The organism is Micromonospora sp. NPDC002575 (assembly GCF_042889525.1).
Lineage (GTDB): Bacteria > Actinomycetota > Actinomycetes > Mycobacteriales > Micromonosporaceae > Micromonospora > Micromonospora carbonacea.
On the sequence record NZ_JBIARA010000012.1, the window covers coordinates 130,354 to 153,428 of the forward strand.

At 74.8% G+C, this 23,075-nt stretch carries 19 protein-coding genes; 7 read left to right on the plus strand and 12 right to left on the minus strand.

Translation table 11 applies throughout. The features are described from left to right. Positions 1-144: 144 nt before the first annotated feature. The 3 genes from ACFYWL_RS19270 to xylA are packed head-to-tail and all read right to left on the minus strand — an operon-like array spanning position 145 to position 4,244. The gene (locus tag ACFYWL_RS19270; protein WP_386974464.1) at positions 145-1,569 is read right to left on the minus strand and encodes an MFS transporter; all 1,425 of its coding nucleotides are present in this window, start codon (positions 1,567-1,569) and stop codon (positions 145-147) included. A 34-nt stretch (positions 1,570-1,603) separates the two neighbouring features. After that, positions 1,604-3,046, minus strand: a complete 1,443-nt coding sequence (gene xylB / locus ACFYWL_RS19275) for a xylulokinase (RefSeq protein ID WP_386974466.1) — start codon at positions 3,044-3,046, stop codon at positions 1,604-1,606. 10 nt (positions 3,047-3,056) lie between these two features. Beyond that, a complete protein-coding gene (gene xylA / locus ACFYWL_RS19280) occupies positions 3,057-4,244 on the minus strand; it encodes a xylose isomerase (protein WP_386974468.1) in 1,188 nt (395 codons plus the stop codon). 49 nt (positions 4,245-4,293) lie between these two features. Between xylA and ACFYWL_RS19285 the strand changes: the two genes are divergently transcribed. After that, a complete protein-coding gene (locus ACFYWL_RS19285; protein WP_386974470.1) occupies positions 4,294-5,550 on the plus strand; it encodes an ROK family protein in 1,257 nt (418 codons plus the stop codon). A gap of 133 nt (positions 5,551-5,683) precedes the next feature. Here the strand turns inward: ACFYWL_RS19285 and ACFYWL_RS19290 are convergent, their stop codons facing one another. Further along, positions 5,684-6,325, minus strand: coding sequence for a MarR family winged helix-turn-helix transcriptional regulator (locus tag ACFYWL_RS19290; RefSeq protein ID WP_386974473.1), 642 nt, complete (start codon positions 6,323-6,325; stop codon positions 5,684-5,686). A gap of 98 nt (positions 6,326-6,423) precedes the next feature. Here ACFYWL_RS19290 and ACFYWL_RS19295 point away from each other — a divergent pair, with 98 nt between their 5' ends. Beyond that, positions 6,424-7,554, plus strand: coding sequence for a PP2C family protein-serine/threonine phosphatase (locus ACFYWL_RS19295; RefSeq protein ID WP_386974476.1), 1,131 nt, complete (start codon positions 6,424-6,426; stop codon positions 7,552-7,554). A 51-nt stretch (positions 7,555-7,605) separates the two neighbouring features. Here ACFYWL_RS19295 and ACFYWL_RS19300 read toward each other — a convergent pair whose 3' ends face one another. From ACFYWL_RS19300 to ACFYWL_RS19330, 7 genes are all read right to left on the minus strand, one after another. Further along, entirely contained in the window at positions 7,606-9,090 is a 1,485-nt protein-coding gene (locus ACFYWL_RS19300) for a sugar transferase (protein ID WP_386974479.1), read from the minus strand. Between the two features lie 229 nt (positions 9,091-9,319). Further along, positions 9,320-11,062, minus strand: a complete 1,743-nt coding sequence (locus tag ACFYWL_RS19305) for a substrate-binding domain-containing protein (protein WP_386974482.1) — start codon at positions 11,060-11,062, stop codon at positions 9,320-9,322. Between the two features lie 182 nt (positions 11,063-11,244). Next, the gene (locus ACFYWL_RS19310) at positions 11,245-12,282 is read right to left on the minus strand and encodes a lactonase family protein (protein ID WP_386974484.1); all 1,038 of its coding nucleotides are present in this window, start codon (positions 12,280-12,282) and stop codon (positions 11,245-11,247) included. Positions 12,283-12,402: 120 nt separating this feature from the next. Then, positions 12,403-13,002: an ATP/GTP-binding protein gene (locus ACFYWL_RS19315; RefSeq protein WP_386974487.1), complete on the minus strand. Its 600-nt coding sequence runs from the start codon at positions 13,000-13,002 to the stop codon at positions 12,403-12,405. Next, positions 12,983-13,369: a DUF742 domain-containing protein gene (locus ACFYWL_RS19320; RefSeq protein WP_043966612.1), complete on the minus strand. Its 387-nt coding sequence runs from the start codon at positions 13,367-13,369 to the stop codon at positions 12,983-12,985. Before ACFYWL_RS19320 ends, ACFYWL_RS19315 begins: the two co-directional genes overlap by 20 nt. After that, positions 13,359-13,781 (minus strand): roadblock/LC7 domain-containing protein, encoded by a 423-nt coding sequence (locus tag ACFYWL_RS19325; RefSeq protein WP_386974489.1) that lies wholly within the window; start codon positions 13,779-13,781, stop codon positions 13,359-13,361. Before ACFYWL_RS19325 ends, ACFYWL_RS19320 begins: the two co-directional genes overlap by 11 nt. Next, entirely contained in the window at positions 13,781-16,207 is a 2,427-nt protein-coding gene (locus ACFYWL_RS19330; RefSeq protein ID WP_386974491.1) for a nitrate- and nitrite sensing domain-containing protein, read from the minus strand. Before ACFYWL_RS19330 ends, ACFYWL_RS19325 begins: the two co-directional genes overlap by 1 nt. Positions 16,208-16,507: 300 nt before the next feature. Between ACFYWL_RS19330 and ACFYWL_RS19335 the strand changes: the two genes are divergently transcribed. From ACFYWL_RS19335 to ACFYWL_RS19345, 3 genes are all read left to right on the plus strand, one after another. Further along, positions 16,508-17,197 (plus strand): hypothetical protein, encoded by a 690-nt coding sequence (locus ACFYWL_RS19335; RefSeq protein ID WP_386974493.1) that lies wholly within the window; start codon positions 16,508-16,510, stop codon positions 17,195-17,197. Positions 17,198-17,207: 10 nt separating this feature from the next. Beyond that, the gene (locus tag ACFYWL_RS19340) at positions 17,208-18,143 is read left to right on the plus strand and encodes a hypothetical protein (RefSeq protein ID WP_386974495.1); all 936 of its coding nucleotides are present in this window, start codon (positions 17,208-17,210) and stop codon (positions 18,141-18,143) included. A gap of 132 nt (positions 18,144-18,275) precedes the next feature. Continuing rightward, positions 18,276-18,644 carry a hypothetical protein gene (locus ACFYWL_RS19345; RefSeq protein ID WP_386974497.1) on the plus strand — a complete coding sequence of 123 codons (369 nt, stop codon included), beginning with the start codon at positions 18,276-18,278 and terminating at the stop codon, positions 18,642-18,644. A 118-nt stretch (positions 18,645-18,762) separates the two neighbouring features. On the opposite strand, the gene ACFYWL_RS19350 is transcribed toward ACFYWL_RS19345, so the two are convergent. After that, positions 18,763-20,568: a glycoside hydrolase family 6 protein gene (locus tag ACFYWL_RS19350; RefSeq protein WP_386974499.1), complete on the minus strand. Its 1,806-nt coding sequence runs from the start codon at positions 20,566-20,568 to the stop codon at positions 18,763-18,765. 537 nt (positions 20,569-21,105) lie between these two features. On the opposite strand from ACFYWL_RS19350, the gene ACFYWL_RS19355 reads away from it, so the two are divergent. Both ACFYWL_RS19355 and ACFYWL_RS19360 read left to right on the plus strand, forming a co-directional pair. Next, a complete protein-coding gene (locus tag ACFYWL_RS19355; RefSeq protein ID WP_386974501.1) occupies positions 21,106-22,215 on the plus strand; it encodes a hypothetical protein in 1,110 nt (369 codons plus the stop codon). Position 22,216: 1 nt separating this feature from the next. Continuing rightward, the gene (locus ACFYWL_RS19360; RefSeq protein WP_386974503.1) at positions 22,217-22,942 is read left to right on the plus strand and encodes a class F sortase; all 726 of its coding nucleotides are present in this window, start codon (positions 22,217-22,219) and stop codon (positions 22,940-22,942) included. Positions 22,943-23,075 lie beyond the last annotated feature (133 nt).

Genomic DNA, 23,075 nt, shown 5'->3' on the forward strand with positions numbered 1-23,075 from the left:
CAGGCGAAGGCGCAGGCACGGCCGGCGCCACGGGCCCTGAGTCGTCTACGACATCAGCTCCGTAGGCGGCCGAAGGACTCCTCGTCGGCAGCCCACCAGCCCAGCCCCCGCCAGCCCCGGCAGTCCAGCCCGCGCTCCGGTGTCCTACAGGCGTTCGGCGCGCTCGTGCAGCAGGTCGCGCACGGCGTCGATGTCGCGGGGCGAGGTGCGGGCGGCCAGCCAGTACATGACGCCCGTCGGCACGAAGAAGAGCTGGAACACGGCCAGCCCGACGGCGTAGTTCAGCGGCGGCGGGAACGCCGACCGCAGCGCGTGGAAGGCCACCCCGACCAGCCCGTTGCCGGCCGCCCGGCCGATCCCGTTGACCAGGTTGCCGAGGCTGTAGACGGTGCCCCGGTGCTCGGGCGGGTTGACGTCGGCGATGAGGGCGAACCAGTTCGGTGAGTTCGCCGACGTCAGCGCCAGCGCGAGCACGGCGGTGAGCAGGCTCAGCCCGACCGTCGGCTCCGTGACCACGCTGGCCAGCACCGCGCCGACCACCGCGCCGGTGGAGCCGCCGTCGGGCACGTCGATGCGCAGCGGCACGAAGAACAGGACCAGGTAGAACGGCAGGGCCGCGAGGATGCCCACCGCCGCGACCAGCGCCCGGCCCCGGGGCGTACGCCGCTGCACGGCGTCGCCCACCAGCCCGCCGACGATGGAGAGCACCCCGCCGAGCTGGAACAGGGTGGCGAAGACGCTGCCGACGACGACGGCGGTGGCCGCCGAGTAGCCCTGCGCCTGCGCCCGCTGGGCGAACAGCACCGGCAGCCAGACCAGCGACCCGAAGGCCGCCTGGGCGGTCAGGCCCTGCAGGACCAGCCAACGGTTGGTCCGCCGGGCCAGGATTCCCGGCAGATCGGCCCGGGTGATCCGGAAGTCGTACTCCGCGCCGCCGGCCAGCGCGCCGGCCAGCTCCGGCTCGCTCTGCCCGCGCCGGATGTCGTACGTGAACAGGTACGCCGCCGTCGCCGCCAGCCCGACCACGGTGAGCAGCCAGAACGGCCGCCGCCAGTCGGTGGCCCCGAGCAGGCCGCCGACCAGCGTCCCGGCCAGGGTGCCGACGCCCTGGGACAGCCCCCAGAAGCTCATCACCAGCCCCCGGCGGCGCGGCGAGATCAGGTCGGTGACCACCGAGTAGCCGACCGAACCGACCGCGCCGAGGCCGACCGCCGCGACGAGCTGGGCGGCCAGGAACGCCGGGTAGCCCTGCGCCAGCGCGCTGCCGCCGGTGCCGGCCGCCCAGACCAGGGTGCCGACCATCAGCAGCGGCTTGCGGTCGGTGCGGTCGCCGACGTACGCCCAGCCGACGGCGGCGACCGCGCTGACCAGGAAGCTGACGGCGGTGACCAGCCCGAGCAGCCGTTGGGACACGCCGAGCGAGCCGGAGATCGGGCCGTACAGCGGCGGGACGAGGCCGATCGCCACGTTGTCCAGCGAGGCGAGCAGCACGAACACCAGCACGCTGTACGACCGGTGCGCCGCGCCGCCGCCCCAGCCCCGCCGCCGTACCACCGACCGACCCGTCACCGGCCCAGCATGCCCGCTGCCGGGTCGGCCCCCGTCAGGCGGGGCGGTCGAGCACCCGGTCGCGGGCCGCCGCGTACCGCTCGCGGACGGCCGCGACGCCGTCGGCCGCGTACTCCTGGGTGCCGGCCGGCGACCAGGTGGGCGGGGTGTCGCCGCCGAGGGCGAGCCAGGCGGCCTGGCGGGCGGCCCCGTCGGCGACGTACTCCCCCGGCGGCGGCACGACCACCGGGCGGCCGAAGACCTGCGGCGCGATGCGGCGCACCGCCGCCGACCGGGCCCCGCCGCCGACCAGGATCACCCGCTCGGCCCGGCAGCCCTGCGCGGTCAGCGCGTCGAGGCCGTCGGCGAGCGCGCAGAGCATCCCCTCGACCGCCGCGCGGGCCAGGTGCGCCGGGGTGGAGGTGCGCAGGGTGAGCCCGTGCACCGCCCCGGTGGCCGACGGCCGGTTCGGGGTCCGCTCCCCCTCCAGGTAGGGGACCATCACCAGGCCGTCCGCGCCGGGCGGGGCGGACAGCGCCAGGTCGGACAGGGCGTCGAGGTCGACCCCGAGCAGGGTGGCCGCCGCGTCGAGCACCCGGGCCGCGTTGAGCGTGCAGACCAGCGGGAGGTAGCGGCCGGTCACGTCGGCGAACCCGGCCACGGTGCCGGTCGGGTCGGCCGTCGGCGCGTCGGCGACGCTGAACACGGTGCCGGAGGTGCCGATGGAGACGACCACGTCGCCGGGGCGGGCCCCGACGCCGAACGCGGCGGCGGCGTTGTCGCCGGCCCCCGGGCCGAGCAGCGCCCCGCCGGGCCCCCCGCCGGCGGCGAGCGCCGCCGGGTCGAGCGCCCCGGCGGTCTGGGTCGGCCCGAGCACGACGGGCACCTCCAGCCGCCGGCCGAAGGCCCGTTCGAGCAGGTCGAACCGGTATTCGCCGGTGGCCGGGGACCAGTAGCCGGTGCCGCTGGCGTCGCTGCGGTCGGTGCGCAGCGCGTCCAGGCCGGGCGCGCCGGCCAGCCGCCACGTCAGCCAGTCGTGCGGCAGGCAGACGGCGGCGACCCGGTCGGCGTTGGCCGGCTCGTGCCGGGCCAGCCAGCGCAGCTTGGTGGCGGTGAAGCTGGCCACCGGGACGACGCCGACGGCGTCGGCCCAGAACCGCCCGCCGGCCTCGCCGCCGCCGGCCTCCTCGATCAGGTCGGCGGCGGCACCGGCGGAGCGGGTGTCGTTCCACAGCAGCGCCGGGCGGACCACCTCGCCCGACGCGTCGAGGCAGACCATGCCGTGCTGCTGGCCGGCGACGGAGACGGCGGCGACGTCGGCCAGGCCGCCGGCCTGCGCCACGGCGGCCTCCAGGGCCGCCCACCAGGCCGCCGGGTCGACCTCGGTGCCGTCGGGGTGGGCGGCGCGGCCGGAGCGCACCAGCGCCCCGGTCTCCGCGTCGCGGATCACCAGCTTGCAGGACTGGGTGGACGAGTCGAACCCGGCGACCAGCGGCATGGCGGCGGCCTCAGCGGGCGCCGAGCAGGTGCTCGACGGCCAGCTGGTTGAGCCGGACGAAGTGGAAGCCCCGCGCGGCGGCGGCGTCGACGTCGTACTCCTCGAAGGCGGAGCGGTCGGCGAGCAGCCCGGCGTAGCCCTCGCCGTCGGCGACGGTCGGGGTGGCCAGGTCGCCGACGCGGCTCGCGGCGAGGGCCTCGGCCACCTCCGGGTCGGCCCGGAACGCCGCGGCCCGCTCCTTGAGCAGCAGGTAGGTGCGCATGTTCGCCTCGGCCGAGGCCCACACGCCGGTGAAGTCCTCGGTGCGCGAGGGCTTGTAGTCGAAGTGCCGGGGGCCGTCGTACGCGGGGCCGCCGTCGGGGCCGCCGTTCTCCAGCAGGTCCACCAGGGCGAACGCGTTCATCAGGTCGCCGTGGCCGAAGACCAGGTCCTGGTCGTACTTGATGCCCCGCTGGCCGTTGAGGTCGAGGTGGAACAGCTTGCCCTGCCACAGCGCCTGGGCGATGCCGTGGGCGTAGTTGAGCCCAGCCATCTGCTCGTGGCCGACCTCGGGGTTGAGGCCGACCATCTCGGGGCGGGCCAGGGTGGAGATGAACGCCAGGGCGTGCCCGACGGTGGGCAGCAGGATGTCGCCGCGCGGCTCGTTCGGCTTCGGCTCGATGGCGAAGCGCAGGTCGTAGCCGCGGTCGACGACGTACTCGCAGAGCAGGTCGACGCCCTCGCGGTAGCGGTCCAGCGCCGCGCGGATGTCCTTGGCCAGGTCGTACTCGGAGCCCTCCCGGCCGCCCCACATGACGTACGTCTTGGCGCCCAGCTCGGCGGCGAGGTCGATGTTGCGCAGCACCTTGCGCAGCGCGTACCGCCGCACGTCGCGGTCGTTGCTGGTGAAGCCGCCGTCCTTGAACACCGGGTGGGTGAACAGGTTGGTGGTGACCATCGGCACGACCAGGCCGGTCTCGTCGAGGGCCTTGCGGAACCGGGCGATCTGGGCGTCGCGGGCGGCGGAGTCCGCGCCGAACGGGATCAGGTCGTCGTCGTGGAAGGTGATGCCGTACGCGCCCAGCTCGGCGAGCTTGTGCACGGCCTCGACGGCGTCCAGCTCACCGCGGGTGGCGTCGCCGAACGGGTCGCGGGCCTGCCAGCCCACCGTCCAGAGGCCGAAGGAGAATTTGTCGGCGGGGGTGGGACGGGGTGCCATGGCAGACCTCCGGTAGCTATTTGTTCAGTGGTTGAATTATTTGGCGGGCATGTGGCACTGTCAAGGGGTGACCCGCCCCGCCCCTGTCTCCGGGGCGGTCCGCCAGGGCAGCCTGCGCGAGCTGAACCTCGCCGTGGTGCTCGGCCGGATCGCCGCCGCGCCCCGCCCACCCTCGCGGGCGGACGTGGCCGCCTCGACCGGCCTGACCCGGGCCACCGTCTCGGCCGTCGTCGACGACCTCATCGCCGGCCGGCTGGTCGCCGAGTCGGAGCCCGCGCCGCGCGCCGGGGCGGGCCGGCCGGCGCGCGGGCTGGTCCTCGCCGGGTCCGGCCCCGCGGGCCTCGGGCTGGAGATCAACGTCGACTACCTGGCCGCCTGCGTGGTCGACCTGGCCGGCGAGGTCCGGCACCACACGGTGCGCCGGGCCGACCTGCGCCCGGTCTCCCCCGCCGACGCCCTCGCCCGGCTCGTCACGCTGGCCGCCGAGGCGCGGGCCGACGCCGAGGGGCAGGGCCTCACCCTGGCCGGGGTGGCCCTCGCCGTGCCCGGCCTGGTCGGCGACGCCGGGGTGGTCCGGCTCGCCCCCAACCTCGGCTGGCGCGACGTGGCCGTGCCCGAGCTGCTGGCCGGCCACCCGCCGCTGGCCGGGCCGGTGCCCGGGGTCCCGCCGCTGGTCGTCGATAACGAGGCCAACCTGGCCGCCGTGGGCGAGCTGCACGCCGACCCGACCGGGCCGGCGAGCTTCCTGCACGTCTCGGGCGAGGTGGGCATCGGCGCCGGGATCGTCCTCGACGGCGCGCTGTTCCGGGGGGTACGCGGGTGGAGCGGCGAGATCGGCCACATCCCCGTCCAGCCGCAGGGGCGGCCCTGCCGCTGCGGCGGCCGGGGCTGCCTGGAGCAGTACGCGGGCCAGGAGGCCGTGCTCGCCGCGGCCGGGCTGGACCGGGCGGACCTGCCGGCGGACACCGCCGCCGCGCGGCTGGCCGACCTCGCCGCCGCCGGCCACCCCGCCGCCCTGGCGGCGCTTGCCGAGGCGGGGCAGGCCCTCGGGGTCGCGGTGGCGGGCGTGGTGAACCTGCTGGACCTGGACACGGTGGTCCTCGGGGGCGGCTACGCGCTGCTCACCCCCTGGCTGCGCCCGGCGGTGCTGGCCGAGGTGTCCCGGCGGGTGCTCACCGCCGGCTGGGCGCCGGTCACCGTACGCCCGTCGACGCTCGGCCCCGAGGCCGCAGTGGTCGGCGCGGCCGGCTCGGTCGTCCGGCGAATCGTCGCCGAACCGGTCGGCTGGCTGACCCGGCAGGGCTGACCTCCCCTCCCGCCGATCACCTGCGGGCGGCGGCGCAAGGAAGGGCCCCCGCTTAACGCCTTCTGTAGAGGAAGGGTCCCTTCCTAACACCTCTCGACGCGGTGACCCGAGCAGCCGCCGCGCCGGCCGAGCGTCAGGCGGTGCGGGCCACCGGCGGGTCGCCGGCCGACCAGCCGCCGCCCGTGGCGGCGTCGCCGGGCCAACCGCCCGGTGCCGCGTCCGCCGCCGGCCGGCCCCGCGGCACGGCCCCGGCCGACCACCCGGCCGGGTGCTCCCCCGCCAGCCAGCCCTGCCCGGCGGGCGGAGCCCACTCGTCCGCCCGGGCCTCGGCGGCTAACTCCGCCGCCGGCGGCTCGGGCGGGTGCCGCAGCCGGGCGACCTCGTCGAACTCCTGGAGCCCGCCCAGCAGGGCCTGCCGCCCCTCGGGGGTCATCCCGGACAGGATCGCCGCCAGCCGCTGCCGGCGGTCGGCCCGCAGCTCGGCGAGGAGCTTCTCGGCCTCCTGCGTGAGGTGCAGGGAGATCTCCCGCCGGTCGGACCGGCCCGGCTCGCGCTCCAGCATGCCCGCCGCCACGAGCCGGTCGCAGAGCCGGCTGGCCGAGGAGAGCAGCATGTCGAGCAGCGTGGCCAGCCGACGCAGGTTGATCCCGTCGTGCTGCTCGACCGCCATGACGGCGCGCAGTTGCGCCCCGGAGAGCCGGCTGGTGGTGCGCTCGCGCGCTGCCTCGAAGACCGTGAGCAGGGTGCCGGCCGCCGCGTCGAGGGCGGCGGCCATACTCGCGTCTGGTCCGTGCGGACCGTGTTCTTCGGTCATGTTGGCAAGAGACTACCCGGCGTCCCTGGTCGCCGGCCCCTCCGAACAGAGGAGTGACGATGAGCGGTGCGGAAGACCGGGCCCGTCGTACCCTGACCGAGGCGCCCGCCGACCTGCTGGTCGACCGGCTCGCCGGGGAACTCCTGCGGTCGTACGGGATCACGGAGGTCGAACTCCTCCAGGTCGACTACCGCCTCTCGGCGCTGCTGCCGCTCACCGAGGGTGAGCCGATCGAGGGCCCGGGGCACCCGGCCTGGCGCTGCTTCGACCACCAGGAGCCGATCGTCGCCGAGCGGGCCGGCTACTTCCCGGTCAGCATGCGCGGCGACCGGCGGGGGGTGCTCCGGGTGTCGCCGGTGCCCGACGACCCGGCCGCCGTGGGCGAGCTGCTCGGGGTCGCCACCGCGCTGGGCCACGAGCTGGTCGCGGTCAACGAGGGCACGGACGTCTACCGGGCCGCCCGCCGCAGCCGCCGGCTCACCCTCGCCGCCGAGATGCAGTGGGAGCTGCTGCCCGGGCGCAGCCGGATCCGCCCGTCGTTCAGCCTCGCCGGCCAGCTCGAACCGGCGTACGCGGTGCGGGGCGACAGCTTCGACTGGTCCGACGACGGGCACCGGCTGTGGCTGTCGACGATCAACGGGATGGGCGAGGGTGTCCAGGCATCCGTGCTGACCTCCCTGGCCACGCACGCCCTGCGCAACGCCCGCCGGGCGGGGCTGGGCCTGGCCGACCAGGCCGCCCTCGCCGACCAGGCCGTGTACGCGCTGCACCGGGGCGATCAGCACGTCTCGGCGCTGCTGCTGGAGCTGGACCTGGCCGGCGGCGTGATGACGGTGGTCGACGCGGGCTCGCCCCGGCTGGTGCTGCTGCGCGGCGGGGAGGTGGTGGAGCAGCCGCTGGAGGCGCAGTTCCCGCTCGGCATGTTCGACGGCACCGACTACCGGGAGCAGCAGTTCACGCTGCGCCGCGGCGACCGGCTCTTCGTGCTCAGCGACGGCGTCGTCGAGGCGACCGGGCAGAACGTCCGGTACGGCGAGACCGCGCTGGACAGGTTCCTGCGCCGGACCGGCCAGATGGAGCCGCTGGACGCGGTGCGGTCGCTGATCGGCGACCTGCGGGCGTTCGTCGCCGGTGACCTGGTCGACGACGCGGTGGTGGTCTGCCTCGACTGGACGGGCCCGCAGCCCTGACCGGCCCGGTGTACCGGGCCGGCGCGACGCCGGCCCGGTACACCGCCGTGGTCAGTACGCGCCCCGGCTGCGTACCACCGCGCCGAAGGTCTTCCACAGGATGGTCAGGTCGGCGGCGAGCGACCAGTTCTCCACGTAGTAGAGGTCGAGCCGGATGCCGTCCTCCCAGCTCAGGTCGGACCGGCCGCTGACCTGCCAGAGGCCGGTCATCCCGGGCTTGACCAGCAGTCGCCGCGCCACGTCGCCGTCGTAGCGGGCCACCTCGGAGGGCAGCGGGGGGCGCGGACCGACCAGGCTCATCTGCCCGAGCAGCACGTTGGCGAGTTGGGGCAGCTCGTCGAGCGACCACTTGCGCAGCACCCGGCCGACCCGGGTCACCCGGGGGTCGTCGCGCATCTTGAACATGAGGCCGTCGGTCTCGTTGCGCGTGGTCAGCTCGGCGAGCAGGGCGTCGGCGTTGACCACCATCGTGCGGAACTTGAACACGCCGAACTCACGGCCGCCCTGGCCGACCCGGATCTGCCGGAACAGCACCGGCCCACGGTTGTCGAGCTTGATCGCCAGGGCGATCACGGCCAGCAGCGGCAGCAGCAGGGCCAGCGCCACGGCGGCGGCGGACCGGTCGACGAAGCCCTTGACCAGCTTGCGGGCCCCCCGGAACTCGGGGGCCTCCACGTGGATCAGGGGCAGGCCGGCGACCGGCCGGGTGTGGATGCGGGGGCCGGCCACGTCGGTGAGCGCGGGCGCGACGACCAGGTCGACGCCGGTGCCCTCCAGCTGCCAGCCGAGCCGCCGCAGCCGGGTCGCGGTCAGCTCGCCGGAGGCGGTGACGGCCACGGTGTCCGCGCCGATCGCGGTGGCCGCCTCGGGGATGCCCCGGAACGAGCCCACGACCGGCACGTCGCCGAGCCGCTGCGGCACCGGCGCGAGCAGCGCGTCGGGGATGCACGCCCCCACCACGTGGTAGCCGGCGTACGGCTCGCGGCGCAGCTGGTGCACCAGCTCCAGCACGTGCGCGGTGTCGCCGACCACCAGCACCTTGCGCGACCAGCCGCGCCCCCGGGACCGGGCCCGGTGCAGCCGCTTGCGGGCGGCGAACCGGGCCACCTCCAGGCCCAGCATGCCGACGGCGAACGAGATGGCCAGGAAGCCCCGGGAGACGCCGACGTCGGCGATGTAGCCGGCGATGGCGGTGCCGCCCGCGAGGCGCAGGCTGGCGGTGCCGACCCGCCGGTACTCGTCGGCGCCGTAGCCCAGCACCCGGTCGTCGTAGCAGCGCAGGACCTTGAGCGAGAGCAGCCACGTGAGCAGCAGCACGGGGGCCACCACCACGTACGGGATCTCCGAACCCACCGGCTCCTCGTCGCCGAAACGGGCGACGTAGCCGATCAGCACCGCGACCGCCAGGACGGCGGTGTCCAGCACCACCAGCATGCGGACGTACGCCCGCTCGTCGACGCGGGCCACGGGCCCCGCCCGGTCAGCCCCAGGCCGCGGCGGCGTCCTGGTGGCGGTCAACAGCGTCGCCGACGTCACCGGCCCTCCCCAATCTGCTGAGAAAGGCCCCGGTCGTTGCTCGGTCTCCCCAACGGGACCGACGGCGCCGGAGCACCTCGACATCTTCTCTTAACAATTATGGCCACCGACTACTTCGGACGTATTAACGTCAGTTTGCTGGTGGGCCGGCGCCGACAGGCGGCTCGGCGCGCCGGGTTCTCCGCGCGGCAGGCCGCCGTCGCTGATTCACGACTCAGTACGGACATGGTCAGCGAGGCGCGTTCGGGCGGAGCGCGATCGCCTTGAGGAAGATGTCACCGATCTTGGTCGGGTCCTCGGTGACGAAGTTGCCGCCGCCGGTGACCTTGGTGATCGCCTCCAGCTCGGACTTGCTGACGTCGTTGCCGATGCCGATGATCACGACCTGCACCGGCCGCTCCGGGTCGGCGATCCGCTTCAGCTCGGCGAGCAGCTTCTGCTGGGTGATGCCGTTGGCGTCCTCGTTCTTGCCATCGGTGAACAGCACGATCGAGTTGACCCGCCCCGGCTCCCAGTCCTCCTGTACCGCCTTGTAGGCGGCCAGCATCGTGTCGTACAGGCCGGTGTCGCCGTTGGAGGGCCGGATCGTGGCCAGCCCCTGCTCCAGCCGGCTGCGGTTGCTGGAGAGCGGGTTGATCGGCACCAGCTCCCGGTAGTCGAGGCTGCCGACCAGCTCGGTGGAGAAGGTCCACAGCCCGATCGACCAGGAGTCGTCGAACAGGTTCAGGCCCCGGCTGGCCGCCGCGACCGTCACCTGCTCCCGGGTGGCGTTGTTGGCGCTGGGCACCGGCTGCTTCATCGAACCGGAGACGTCGATGACGCAGAGCATCCGCCCGGACTGGGTGGCGATGGACCAGCTGGACACGGCGCGCTCTATCGCGACCGGGTCCAGACCCCCCGCGCCGTTGCCCCCCGGCGCGGGCGCGGTCGCCGCCCCGCCCGCCGGGCTCGGCGCGCCCTGCGGCGCCTCGAAGCCGTCGCCCCAGTTGCCGTCCGGCCCGCGCAGCGACCGCTCGGCCAACCGGTTGCGGAAGCCCGGCGTGGTGAGCACCTCGAACAACACCTTCGCGGCGGCCTGCTTCGCCGGCTCGATGCCCGGCAGCACCGCGTACGGGTAGTCAAGCGGCATCGGCGACGGCTCCAGGTAGAGCGCCGCCAGCGGGATCGGCGGCTTCCGCTGGTTGTACGCCATCACGTCCTCCTCCGACAGCGCGGCGGCGCCGAGGCCGGAGGCGACCGCCGTCGGGTCGGAGGAGCGGGGGAACCGGGCCAGCAGGTCCTCGCGGAGCGCGGAACGGCCGGTGGCCAGTGCCCGCAACGCCCCCGTGGTGGCCTGCTGCGCGTCGCCGCCCGCCCCGCTGGCGGCGGCGGTCATCGACAGCAGCCCGGACAGGCCGGCCGCGTCCTGGGTCGGCTCGACGATCCCGGCGCGGATCGGCTTGCTGCTGCTCACCTGGCGCAGCAGGTCGGTCCAGGTCAGCTTCTTCTCCGGCCAACCGAACCGGGTCTCGGCGACCGGCTCGGGCACCGCCACCACCACCGGGCTGCGGGCGATGGACGCGCCGTTGCCCGGTGCGAACGCGGTGGCACCGGCGTTCTTCAGCCGCAGCAGCCAGGTCGAGGAGTCCGGCACCCAGACGTCCGGGGTGACCGCCGTGCCGCTGGCCTGGCCGACGCCCGCCAGCTGCACCCCGTGCTTGCCGGCCACCGCGGCGGCGACGTCCACGGGCTCGGACTCCGTGACGTTCACGGCGATGCAGGTGCCGCCGACCGCCGCACCGTCGGCCATCCACTGGGCCGCGGCGGCCTGCACCGCCGGGGCCAGCTCGGGGGCCGCCGCCACCGACAGCTGGACCTGCCCCGAACAGGCGGGCCGGACCAACTCCCGGTAGCCGAACCAGGCACCCGCGATGACGACGACGAGCGCCGTCGCCGACGCGACTGCGCCTGCTCCGCGGATACCTGACTGCATGCGATGGCGGCCTGACACGGTGACCATCTTGCGGACCCGCTGCTGGTACTGCCACGTCCGTTCGGACGAAAGTTACTCAGGAGAGACAGATGTCATCACTTTTCTGACACTGAGTGACGACCCCGTGCCCCGAGGTCGCCGACACGCCCCCTGAACAGGGCCGGAACCGCCGGGAGCCGGTGTCACGGCCGGACGCAGGCCGGGCTGGGCACCGCCACCGGCTCCCCCACCGGCGTCGGAACCCCCGTCGCGGCGTCCACCCGGAACACCCGGACCATGTCGGCGCGCTCGTCGGCGACGTACAGGTGCTCGCCGGCCAGGGCGAGGTGCCGGGGCCACTCCCCGCCGGTCTCCACCTCCCCGACCAGCTCGGGCAGCTCACCGGCGAGGGCGAAGACCGACACCGTGCCGACGCCCCGGTTGCCGACGTAGAGGAAGCGCCCGTCCGCGCCGACGGCGATCTCGGCGGGCTGGACGTGCCCGGCGCGGGCGCTGGCGTCCACCCGGCCCCGCTGGTGCAGCGCCCCGTCGGCGGTCAGCTCGTACGCGGTGACCGTGGCGTCCAGCTCGCCCACCAGCCAGCAGCGCCGGCCGTCCGGGTGGCGGGCCAGGTGGCGGGGACCGGAGCCGGCCGTGGCGTGCACCCGGGGCGCCCGGGGCACCAGCCGGCCGGAGGCCGCGTCGAGGTCGTACCGGTAGACCGAGTCGGTCCCCAGGTCGACGGCGAGCAGCGGCCCGCTGTCCGGGGCCGGCGAGACCATGTGGCAGTGCGCCTTCTCCTGCCGCTGCGGGTCGGGCCCGTGCCCGGCGTGGACCACCAGGTCGCTGCGTTCGCCCGGCGCGCCCGTCGGGTCGAGCGGGAACACCGCCAGGCTCCCGCCGCCGTAGTTGGCCGCCACGAGGTGACCGCCGTCGGCGGTGACCGCCAGGTGACAGGGCTCCGCGCCGCCGGTGCCGTGCGAGCCGAGCGGGGTCAGGTCGCCGTCCGGGCCGACCCGGAACGCGCTGACCGCCCCCTCGGGCAGCTCGTTGACGGCGTAGAGCACCGGCAGGGTGGGATGCCGGGTGAGGAAGGACGGCGACGGGGTCGCCGCGGCGGTGCCGAGTGGGGTCAACGCGCCCGTCACCGGGTCGCGCCGGGCGGCGACGATCCCCTCGCCCCGCCCGCCGGTGGCCGCCGTGTAGCCCCCGATGTGGACGATCGCCTGCTGCCCGGTCATCCGTCCGCCTTCCCGCCGTTGTCCGTGTCCGTCGCCGGCCGCGCCGGCCCGCCGGCCGCGCCCGTCACCCGGGCCCTTACCCCACGTCAGGCGGGCCCTCACCCGCGCGCCAGGTCGGGGTCAGGCCGGAACCGGCTCGCCGCGCTGCCGGGCGACGTGCTCGACCAGCGAGATCAGCACCAGCTTGCCGGACTGGCGGTCCCGGGCGTCGCAGAACAGCAGCGGCACGCCCGGGTCCAGGTCCAGCGCGTGGCGTACGGCGTCCAGGCTGAACCGGCGGCCGTCGTCGAAGCAGTTCACCCCGACCACGAACGGGATGTTCCGCTGCTCGAAGTAGTCGATCGACGGGAAGCAGTCGGCCAGCCGGCGGGTGTCGGCGAGCACCACCGCCCCGAGCGCGCCGAAGGCCAGCTCGTCCCAGAGGAACCAGAACCTGTCCTGCCCCGGCGTGCCGAACAGGTAGACCTGGAGGTCCTCGTTGATGGTGATCCGGCCGAAGTCCATCGCCACGGTGGTCGTGGACTTGCCCTCCACGCCCGAGAGGTCGTCCACGCCGATCCCGGCGCCGGTGAGGACCTCCTCGGTCTGCAACGGCCGGACCTCGCTCAGCGCGCTCACCAGCGTCGTCTTGCCCGCGCCGAAGCCGCCCGCGATGAGGATCTTCAGGGCCAGCGGGATCCGCACCCCGGACCCGTCCCGGTCATAGCGCACGGAGTCCATTGACCACCGCCTTGAGGATGTTGTCGTCGGGTAGGAACGCGGTGCCGGCCGGCTCGTGCACCGAGACCAGGCCACGGGCGAGCAGGTCGCCGACGAGCACCCGGACCACGCCCACCGCGAGGTCCAGCTCGGCGGCCAGCTCGGCGACCGGCACCGGCCGCCGGGCGAGCTCCACCAGGCGGCGGTGCTCCGGGTGCAGCCGCGGGTGGGCCGCCGGGTCCGCGCCCCGGCCGGCGAGCACGAACGCCACCAGGTCGAGGCCGACCGGCGGCCGGACCCGCCCGCCGGTCAGCGTGTACGGGCGCACCACCGGGCCCGCGTCGCCGTCCAGCCACTCGTGCTGCGGCCCCGGGGACTCAGCCCGCATCGACCCCGCCCGAGGAGGCCCGGACCGGCGCCGTCAGGCTCTCGCCCACCCGGATCACCAGCATCGCCATCTCGTACGCCACCAGGCCGATGTCCGCGTCGGCCTCGGCGACGACCGCGAGGCACGCGCCCTGGCCGGCGGCGGTGACGAAGAGGTACGCCGATTCCATCTCCACCACCGTCTGCCGCACCCCGCCGGCGGCGAGGTGCCGGCTGGCCCCCTTGGCCAGGCTGGAGAAGCCGGAGGCCAGGGCGCAGAGGTGCTCGGCGGCTGTGCGGTCGAGCTCGGCGGAGGCGCCGAGCAGGAGCCCGTCCGCCGAGAGCACCACCGCCTCACGGGCGGACGGTAGCCGCTCCACCAGCTCGTCGAGCAACCAGTCGAGATCGACGTTCGGCTTCGTCGTGTGCACCACTAGGCGTCCCTCTCAGTTGCGGTCGTGGATTGCGGGGGCGCCGCCGGGGCGTCCGGTTCCGGGGTCGCGTCGGCGGCGGCGGTCGGGGCGGGGGCGGTCGGGGTGATCGGGGCGGCGGGGGCCGGGGCGCTGCCGGGGCCGGCCGCGAAAGCGTCGGCCCCGGCGCTGTCGTCGCTGGTCGCGGTGGCGCCGGCCGCGCCGTCGCGGCGGCCCCGGGCGGTGCCGGCCTGGAGCGCGGACATCAGCCGGCGGGCCTCCTCGGGGGCGCGCGGGGCCGGGCCGTCCTGGACCGTCGGCCGGGGACGGGCGGTGGGGCCACGCCGGCGCACCCGCCGGGGCAGGCCGTCGCCGTCGCCGCCCGGGTCGGCCGGCACGGAGCGGCTGGGCACCAGCGGCACCACGGCCGTCGACGAGTCGCCGCGCTCCCGGGTGATCCGGGCGGACCGGGGCCGGGGCAGCGTGTTGAGCCGGGTGACCTTGGCCATCCGCCGGTCGTCGTCGGCCGCGCCCTGCGCCGCCCGCCCGCCGGGCGGGCCGGCCGGCGGTTCGCCGGTCACCAGGTCGTGCGGGATCAGCACCACGGCGGTGACCCCGCCCTGGGCGGCCCGCCGGAGCTGCACCCGGACGCCGTGCCGGGCGGCGAGCCGGGCGACCACGAACAGCCCGAGCCGGGCGCTGTCGGCCGGGTCGAACTCCGGTGGCGTCGCCAGCCTGCGGTTGGCCTCCTCCAGGGCCGGGGCGGCCATGCCCAGCCCCTGATCGATGATCTCCAAGGCGTACCCGTTGGGCAGGCTCTGCCCCCGCACCGTGACGCGGGTGCCGGGCGGGGAGAACGCGGTGGCGTTCTCGATCAGCTCGGCCAGCAGGTGGATGACGTCGCCGACGGCCCGGCCGACGGTGGCGGCGGGCTGCACGTCGGCGATGTCGACCCGGTCGTACGACTCCACCTCGGAGATCGCGCCCCGCACCAGGTCGACCATCGCGACCGGATTGCGCCAGCCCCGGCCCGGCGCGGCCCCGGCGAGGATCACCAGGTCCTCGGCGTGCCGGCGCAGCCGGGTGGCCAGGTGATCCACCCGGAACAGCTCGGCCAGCTCGTCCGGGTCCTCGACGCGGCGCTCCATCCGGTCCAGCAGGGCGAGCTGCCGGTGCACCAGCCCCTGGCTGCGCCGGGCGATGTTCAGGAAGACCTCGTTGAGCCCGCGCCGCAGGGTCACCTCGTCCACCGCTGACCGGACGGCCGTCCGGCCCACCTCGGTGAACGCGCGCCCGACCTGGCCGATCTCGTCCTCGCCGTACTGTAGTGGCGGGGCCTCCCTGGCCACGTCGACGTCCTCGCCGCGCCGCAGCCGGGTGACCACGTCCGGCAACCGGCGCTCGGCCATCTCCAGGGCGGCGTCGCGCACGGCGGTGAGCCGCCGCGCCAGCGACCGGCCGACCCGCAACGACACCACCACCGACGCCACGATCGCGGCGAGCCCGAGCACGCCGGCCACGCCGAGCCGGGCCAGGATGCCGACGGCCACCGGCACCGTCCGGTCGGCGATCGCGTCGGCCTGGGTGAGCTCGAAGTCGCGCAGCCCACGCTGGACCGCCTCCTGGCTGACCTCCCAGGCCCGGGCGTCCAGCTGCGGCGCCCGGCCGGGATCGGCCCGCACCAGCTCATCCTGGAGGGCGCGCAGCCGGACGAACGCCTCGCTCTCGGCCAGCCGCTGGTAGGCCGCCCGGCCGTCGGCCGGCAGGTCGGCCACCGCCGTCTCGGTCAGGAACCGCTGGTTGCCGATGACCTGGACGAGCTGGGTGTGCTCGCCCTCGGCGTAGCGCCCGGTGACGAGCACCCCGGCGAGCAGCGCGTCGGCCTGCCCGAGCAGCTCCCGGGACCGCCCGAACGCGGTCAGCGCCAGCGCCTGCCGGTTGAGGTCGTTGTCGGGCAGGGTGGCCAGCGCGGTGAACGCCTGGAAGGCCGCGCCCACCATGCCGCTGTAGAGCCCGATCGCGCCCGTCCGGTCCACCTGGCGGCGGTCGATGAACCCCCGGCCCGCGGGCAGCGCGTCCAGCGCGCCGAGCAGCCGGTCGAGCCGGGCGTCGAGCAGGTCACCGGCGGCGTCGCGCAGCCGCTCGCCGTTGACCCGGCGGCGCAGTTCGGCGACCGCGGCGTCGGTGCGTCGCCGCTGCTCGGCCAGCTCCGGCAGCTCGGCGGCGCCGGCGAGCTGCACCACGGTCAGCCGGCGCTCGCGTTGCAGCTCGGCGACGACCGTCTCACCGGGCCGGCCGAAGTCGTAGAGGAGGGTGCCGGCGGAGAGCAGATCCAGCGCCGGGCCGAAGGCGAGCGTGGTCGCGAAGATCCACAGGGCCAGCAGCGCGCTGACCGGCGCTACGACCAGGGCCGTCAGCTTCGAGCGGATCGGCCAGTCGCGGGTGTTCATCAGACCTCGCCCGGAACGTGTGGCAGCGGGTGGCACCGGTGCCGGCCAGGCTTCGCCGCCACGGCACCGGGGCACCGGCACGGGCGCCTTGGGCAGGATACGTAATCGTCGGCGGATGCGGTACCGGCCTCTCGCCCGGCGCGCTCACCCCGGCACGCTCCGCTGTATCGGAGTCCGGACCCATCAGGGCGGGAACCGCCCGTTCGGCATCCGGTACCCGCCGATCGCGCAGGAAAGTCGCCCGGATCGGGATTGGCGATCAGCGACCGGAGGGAATACCGGAGGGACGAAGGAGGAGCCATGTCGCCCACGCAGGTAATCGTCATAGTTCTCGTCGTGCTCGTGGTGGTCGCGGCCCTGGCCGTCGTCGGCCGGCAGGTCGCCCGCCGCCGCGCGCTGCGGTCCCGGTTCGGGCCCGAGTACGACCGGGTGGTCGCCGAGCGGGACAGCCGCGCCGACGCCGAGCGGGAGCTGCGGGACCGGGAACGCCGGCACGCGGAGCTGACGCTCACCCCGCTCACCCCCGAATCCCGGGCCCGCTATGCGGCGGCGTGGGAGGAGCTCCAGGTCCGCTTCGTCGACTCCCCCGCCGAGACGGTGAGCGACGCGGACGAACTGGTCGGCCGGCTCGTCGCCGAGCGCGGGTACCCGACCGGGGACTTCTCCGACCAGATCGCCCACCTCTCCGTCGAGCACGCCCGGACGCTCTCGCACTACCGGGACGCCCACGAGATCCGGCTGCGCAACGAGCGCGGCGAGGCCGGCACCGAGGAGCTGCGCCAGGCCGTCGTCCACTACCGGGCGCTCTTCGCCGACCTGCTCGGCGAGGACCCGGTAGCCGCCCGCGTCCCCGAGCAGCGCGAGCCGGACCAGCACCACCCGGAGCACCGCCGGCCCGAGCAGCGCCACCCGGAGCAGCCCCGCCCGGACAGCGCGTCCCGGGAGCCGGAGGAGACGCCGGTCCGCCCGCACGACGTCACGAGCCGTTGAGGAGAGCCAGATGCGCCAGGAGCAGCAGGTGAGCAGCGACCACCCCGAGGCCGTCCGGTCCGCGCCGGTGCCGGTGCCGCCCCCGGGCGGGGCGACCGGCGACGCGGCGGCGCGCCGGGGCCGGGACGTCGAGGGCCGCGCCGAGGTGCCCGAGGACGTGCTGGACGACCGGGGCACCTTCGACGACCCGACCGTGGCCGACGGGCGCGGCGACGGCGCGCCCGAGTTCCACGAGCCGGCCCCGCTGCCGACCGCGTTCGGGGCGACCACGGTCGGCGGCGCGGTCGCGGCCTCGGCGATGGCCAGCGGCCGGCCGGAGGACGAGCGGGACCCGCGCGGCGAGGACACCGCCCGGCCGGGCGACGGCGCGCCGGGCAGGACGGACGCGTTCGACGCCGAGCGGGCCGACCCGACCGCCGCCGACCGGCTGCACGACCGGTCCCGGTGGGCGGCCGGCGAACCGGGCGACGGGCGCACCGGGGCCCGCCACGCGGCGGACCGCAGCCAGGAGGACGCGGTGGTCGCCGGCGCCGCCGGGTACGGCCGGCCCGAGCCCGGCATGATCGACCCGGACGCGCGGGACGACGCCTCGCCCGACCTCGGCGTGGACGCGAACGCGCGCGACGGCGTGGGCGCGGTCACGGCGGCGGCCCGGCCCACCACGGGCGCGGTGCCCGAGGACGCCGCCACCCTCTTCGAGCCCGGCACGGCCCAGGGCTTCCGGGACCGCTGGCGCGACGTCCAGCTCCGCTTCGTCGACGACCCCCGGGCCGCCGCCGGCCAGGCCGAGGCGCTGGTCGGTGAGGCGATCGAGGCGCTGGCCGCCGCGCTCGCGGAGCAGAAGAACAAGCTGGGCGACTGGCAGCAGACCGGCGACGACACCGAGCAGCTCCGGATCGCGGTACGCGGGTACCGCGACTTCCTCGACCGGGTGCTCGGCCGCTGACCGCCCCGCCCGAGCCGCCCCGGGGTGACGACCGGGGCGCAGGCGAGGTCCGGCGTCGTCGGCATGCCCTCGGCCCTGCGGGGTACGCCAGGGGGATCAGGGGAGCACCTGGGCACACGGGAGGGCAGCAGGATGACGGAGCGCGACCCGATCGCGGGGCGACCGCTGGAGGAGACCCCCGAGGCGGCGGCGGCGGTGGACGACGAGAGCACGGTGCCGCAGCTGCGTACCGGTGGCGGGGCCGACCGGGACAACCCGTCCTTCGCCGGGCCGGGGGACGCCGTGGAGGGGGTCGGTTCGACCGAGGACCTGCTCGGCGACCCGTACGGCGGGGGCACGGGCGCCGGCGGGGACAACATCCGCACCGGCGCGGAGCAGCCGTGGGAGCCGGAGGACCTGGTGCTGGCGCGGGGCCAGGACCCGACCCCGGAGAACATCGAGCGGGCCCGCCGGGACCTGGCCGAGCAGGGCCGGGCCGCGGTGGAGCGGACGGTGCCCTGACCGGCCCGGAACAGGCGGGGGCCCCTGGCCCGACCGGTGGACGGTCGGACCAGGGGCCGGGGGGAACCTGCCGGCGCGGTGCCTCACTCCCGCGGCGGCCGGTAGGCCTTCCGCCTGATCAGGAGAGCGGCGGGTAGGCGTTCTGCATCAGCTGGGCGAACTGCGCCGGGAACCAGGCGCCCGAGATCGGGGCACCCGACAGCGCGCCGCTCATGTTGTTGCCGTTGCGGGCGTTACCGGTGTAGGTCGGGTCGCACATCCGGTCGAAGCCCTTGCCCTCGTTGTTCGGGATCTCGGTGCTGGAGCCGTCCGACTCACCCGGGGGCTTCACCCAGACGTAGGCGTCGATGCCCGGCTCGGGAGCGGCCTTGGGACGCTCGCCGAGGCCCGCGCCGGCCTGGTTGCACCAGTTGCCGGTGTGGAAGCGCCGGTCGACCCGGCCGCCGTTGACGTAGGCGTCCACGCTGGTCGTCGGGCCCGCGCCGGTGGGCCGGGCGGAGCCGCCCCAGCCGTTGCGGGAGGTGTCGATCAGCATGCCGATGTTGCTGCTGAAGCCCTTCGAGACCAGCTCGTTGCGGAACGCCTGGGCGAAGGAGAGCTCGTCGACGTAGTAGTTCCAGTCGACCCACTTGGACTGGCGGACGGTCTGGCCGTTCACGTTGTCGGTCACCTTGAAGTACGGCTCCTTGAGGGCCGAGTAGTTCGCGGTGTTGACGATGAAGCCGTGCACGTTGGCCGGGGTGCTGCCGGACGCGCCGGCGGCCTCACGCAGGATCGTGGCGCTCGGGCTGAAGTTGCTGTCCCAGCCCAGCCAGCCGTGGTGACCGGCGTCGATGTAGTTGTAGACGTTGCCGATCGCGCCCAGCTTCGCCAGGGCGTAGCCCACGCCGTTGACGTACCCGCCGTTGGCCTTCATCGTGTCGCACGTCGCCGTGCCGCCCGGCTTGTCCGAGGTGTTGGTGACCAGGTTCGGCAGCGAGTCGATCTCGACGATGTTGATGATCCGCAGGCTGGCGTACTTCGGGTCGCCCTGGATCGCGGCGATCGGGTCGATGTACTCGGACTTGTAGCGGGGCAGCTCGTCCGGCTTCAGCTCACCGTTGGAGGCGAGGGCGGAGCAGTCGCGGCCGGGCAGGTTGTAGATGACGAACTGGATGTAGTTCGCGCCCTGGGCCAGCGCGGCGTTCAGGTGGTCACGCACGCCCATGGCCCCGTTGGAGCTGCTGTCCGGGGTGCCGTTGATGGCGGCGATCCGGTCGATCCACACGGCGGTGGGGGTGTTCGACACCCGGCTGCCGCCCGCGACGGACTCGGCCTTGGCCTTCCACTCCGGGTTCACGTACCCCTTGGCGTTCAGGTACGGGTTGTCCACCTTCTGCCCCGGCGGGGTGGTGGGCGGCGGGGTGGTCGGCGGGGGCGTCGTGGGCGGCGGGGTCGTCGGCGGCGTCGTCGTCGGCGGCGTGGTGGTCGGCGGCGGCGTGGTGGGGTTGGTGGTGCCGCCGTTGCAGACCACGCCGTTCAGGGTGAACGAGGTGGGCTTCGGGTTGCTGCCGCTCCACGAGCCGTTGAAGCCGAGGGTCACGCTGCCGCCACTGGCGATCGAGCCGTTGTAGGACTCGTTCGCGGCGGTCACGTTCTGCCCGCTCTGGCTCCACCTCGCCGACCAGCCCTGCACGACCCTCTGGCTGCTGTTCGGGAAGGTGAAGGCGAGGCTCCAGGACGAGACGGCGTCGCCGATGTTCCTGATCGTGACGCTGCCGGTGAAGCCGCCGGCCCAGTCGTTGGTGGTGTAGTCGACGCTGCACTGGGTCGCGGCCTGGGCCGCGGTGACCGGAATGGTCACCAGACCGCCGGCGACCAGCGCGCCCGCACCGGTCAGTGCGAGCGCCCGGCGACGGCCGGACAGTCTCTTCCTCATACTCATGCCACTGATCTCCTTGGGCGAGACCGGACTCGCGGCCCGGCGGAACGGCGCGCGACATCGAACAGGACGTCGACGGCGCCACGGGGGATTTCGGGGGTGCCCGACCCGGACGGGCAGTGTGGTGGTGGTGCGCGACCGGCGCGTGGCACGGCCGGTCGGGCGGCGAACGTCGTCCGGTGGAACCGGTGCCCTCGACATCTGCCTTGCGCGGTGTGGCTCCCCGTACCGCGTGAGGGAATTCTTGCATGGGAGCGCTTCCATGGCAATGGCTCGATGCCGGGCGGCCCCACCCACCGGGGACGAGCAGCCCGTCCCCCCTCGAAAGGGTGCGCGAAGGCCCGCCCGGTCGCAACCCTCACCGACCACCCGATTCATACGACACTTGGCGTCAACCGCGCTTAGGCCCCCTTCCCCCGCATCAACCCGCAAACTGTAAAACACGAATCTTTCCCCTGATAGCTCGCGAACAGGGCTAACGTCGTGGGTAGCTCGGCTGACGTCGGGCTCAGGACGAAGAGGGATGGAGTGACGCAGGTCATGGCAAACAAGATGCTCGGGAAGGTCGTTGCCGGTGCCGCGCTCGGCGGTGCGTCCCTGCTGGTGTTCACACCGGGGATCGCGTTCGCGGACGGCCACTACGACGGCGAGACCCGCGACGGCAAGGTCTACGCCAAGCCGCACGTCGTCAAGCCCGGCGAGAAGGTCCAGATTCTGGAGATCTGCCCGGAGGCTCAGAAGCACGCCGCCGTCTGGTCCGAGGTGACCGGCAAGGTCAAGCTGCGCCCGATCGACGAGGACCACGGCTACCAGGACGAGGAAGAGGGCGCCTGGGCCGAGGAGAAGGCCGGCGAGGAGAAGTCCGGCGAGGAGCACGGCAAGGCCAAGGAGGACGAGAAGTCCGAGGAGGGCGAGAAGTCCAAGGGCAAGGAAGACGAGAAGGCCAAGGAGGACGAGAAGTCCAAGGCCAAGGAAGACGAGAAGGCCGAGGGCGGCAAGGGCGGCGGTGCCGCCGACGACTCGTCCGGCGAGTGGAGCGGCTACGAGCACGACCAGGAGGCCGAGAAGGGCTACGGGCACAAGTCCGAGAAGAAGGACGAGAAGGACTGGTCGAGCGAGGACTCCAGCTACGGCAAGGACAAGGACTACGGCAAGGACAAGGACTCCAGCTACGGCGAGGAGAAGAGCTACGGCGAAGACTCCAGCTACGGCGAGGAGAAGAGCTACGGCGAAGACTCCAGCTACGGCAAGGAGAAGGGCCACGGCGAAGACTCCAGCTACGGCAAGGAGAAGGGCCACGGCGAGGACTCCAGCTACGGCAAGGAGAAGGGCCACGGCGAGGACTCCAGCTACGGCGAGGAGAAGGGCCACGGCGAGGAGAAGTCCTGGGAGCACAAGAAGGACTTCGTCTACTACGGCGAGGCGGAGGTCGCCGAGGACGCCGACCCGGGCCGCTACGAGCTGAAGGGCTCCTGCGGCGAGGGCGAACTGGTCGTGCTCCCGCGCGGCCACGTCGAGGGCGGTGACGGCGGCGCGGCCGGCGGCGCCGACCGTGGGCTCGCCACCACCGGGGCGAGCATGATGGGCGCCGCGGCGCTCGGCGGCATCGTGCTGATGCGGCGGCGTCGGGCCAATGGGTCCCTCGCCTGACGTGACGGCGACACCGGCCGGCGGCCGCCACGGGACACCGTGGCGCGCCGCCGGCGCGGCCGTCGTCGTCCTGCTCGCCCTGGTGGGCGCCGGGATGGTCGGCGCCTCCATGCGCGCCGCGCCCACCCCCCGCCCGCCCCAGCCGGTCACCCAGGCCGGCCCCGACCGCGTCGGTGGGGTCACGGACAACGGCGGGAACGTCGCCGGTCAGGAGCCCTCCGACGCCGACACGGAGGCGGCGGACGGGAGGCAGCCGGTGGCCGGCCTCGCCCGGGCCACTCCGACCACCATCAGGATCCCCCGCATCGGCGTCGACGCCCCGATCATGACGCTGGGCACCAACCCGGACGGCACGGTCCAGGTCCCCCCGCTGGAGCAGGCGTTGAACGCCGGGTGGTACTCCCCGGGCGCGAGCCCCGGCGAGATCGGCAACGCCGTCGTCGTGGGACACGTCGACTCGGCGAAGGTCGGCGGCCCCGCCGTCTTCTACTCCCTCGGCGCGCTCCGGCCCGGCGACACCATCGAGGTGGCCCGGGACGACGGCAGCCGCGTCACCTTCATCGTCGACGACGTGCGGTCGTACCCGAAGACCGCCTTTCCCACCGAGCTGGTCTACGGGCCCAACGACCGGGCCGGCCTGCGGGTCGTCACCTGCGGCGGGCAGTTCGACCAGGCGGCGGGCAGCTACGTGGACAACATCATCGTGTTCGCCACGATGACGGGCTGACCCGGCCGGGTGGGCCGTGGGGGGGGGCCGGGGGGGGGGGGGGGGCGCGGGGCCCGCGGCCCCCCCCCCCCCCCGCCGGCCCCCCCCCCCCCCCCCCGCGCGTGGACTGCCAGGGACCGCCCAACCCACCAGC

Coding starts and splice junctions, on each gene's coding strand:
- xylB (WP_386974466.1), bottom strand. CDS start 3,046: ATGCCGCTGGTCGCCGGGTTCGACTCGTCCACCCAGTCCTGCAAGCTG.
- xylA (WP_386974468.1), bottom strand. CDS start 4,244: ATGGCACCCCGTCCCACCCCCGCCGACAAATTCTCCTTCGGCCTCTGG.
- ACFYWL_RS19285 (WP_386974470.1), top strand. CDS start 4,294: ATGTGGCACTGTCAAGGGGTGACCCGCCCCGCCCCTGTCTCCGGGGCG.
- ACFYWL_RS19290 (WP_386974473.1), bottom strand. CDS start 6,325: ATGGCCGCCGCCCTCGACGCGGCGGCCGGCACCCTGCTCACGGTCTTC.
- ACFYWL_RS19295 (WP_386974476.1), top strand. CDS start 6,424: ATGAGCGGTGCGGAAGACCGGGCCCGTCGTACCCTGACCGAGGCGCCC.
- ACFYWL_RS19305 (WP_386974482.1), bottom strand. CDS start 11,062: ATGCAGTCAGGTATCCGCGGAGCAGGCGCAGTCGCGTCGGCGACGGCG.
- ACFYWL_RS19310 (WP_386974484.1), bottom strand. CDS start 12,282: ATGACCGGGCAGCAGGCGATCGTCCACATCGGGGGCTACACGGCGGCC.
- ACFYWL_RS19315 (WP_386974487.1), bottom strand. CDS start 13,002: ATGGACTCCGTGCGCTATGACCGGGACGGGTCCGGGGTGCGGATCCCG.
- ACFYWL_RS19320 (WP_043966612.1), bottom strand. CDS start 13,369: ATGCGGGCTGAGTCCCCGGGGCCGCAGCACGAGTGGCTGGACGGCGAC.
- ACFYWL_RS19330 (WP_386974491.1), bottom strand. CDS start 16,207: ATGAACACCCGCGACTGGCCGATCCGCTCGAAGCTGACGGCCCTGGTC.
- ACFYWL_RS19335 (WP_386974493.1), top strand. CDS start 16,508: ATGTCGCCCACGCAGGTAATCGTCATAGTTCTCGTCGTGCTCGTGGTG.
- ACFYWL_RS19340 (WP_386974495.1), top strand. CDS start 17,208: ATGCGCCAGGAGCAGCAGGTGAGCAGCGACCACCCCGAGGCCGTCCGG.
- ACFYWL_RS19345 (WP_386974497.1), top strand. CDS start 18,276: ATGACGGAGCGCGACCCGATCGCGGGGCGACCGCTGGAGGAGACCCCC.
- ACFYWL_RS19350 (WP_386974499.1), bottom strand. CDS start 20,568: ATGAGTATGAGGAAGAGACTGTCCGGCCGTCGCCGGGCGCTCGCACTG.
- ACFYWL_RS19355 (WP_386974501.1), top strand. CDS start 21,106: ATGGCAAACAAGATGCTCGGGAAGGTCGTTGCCGGTGCCGCGCTCGGC.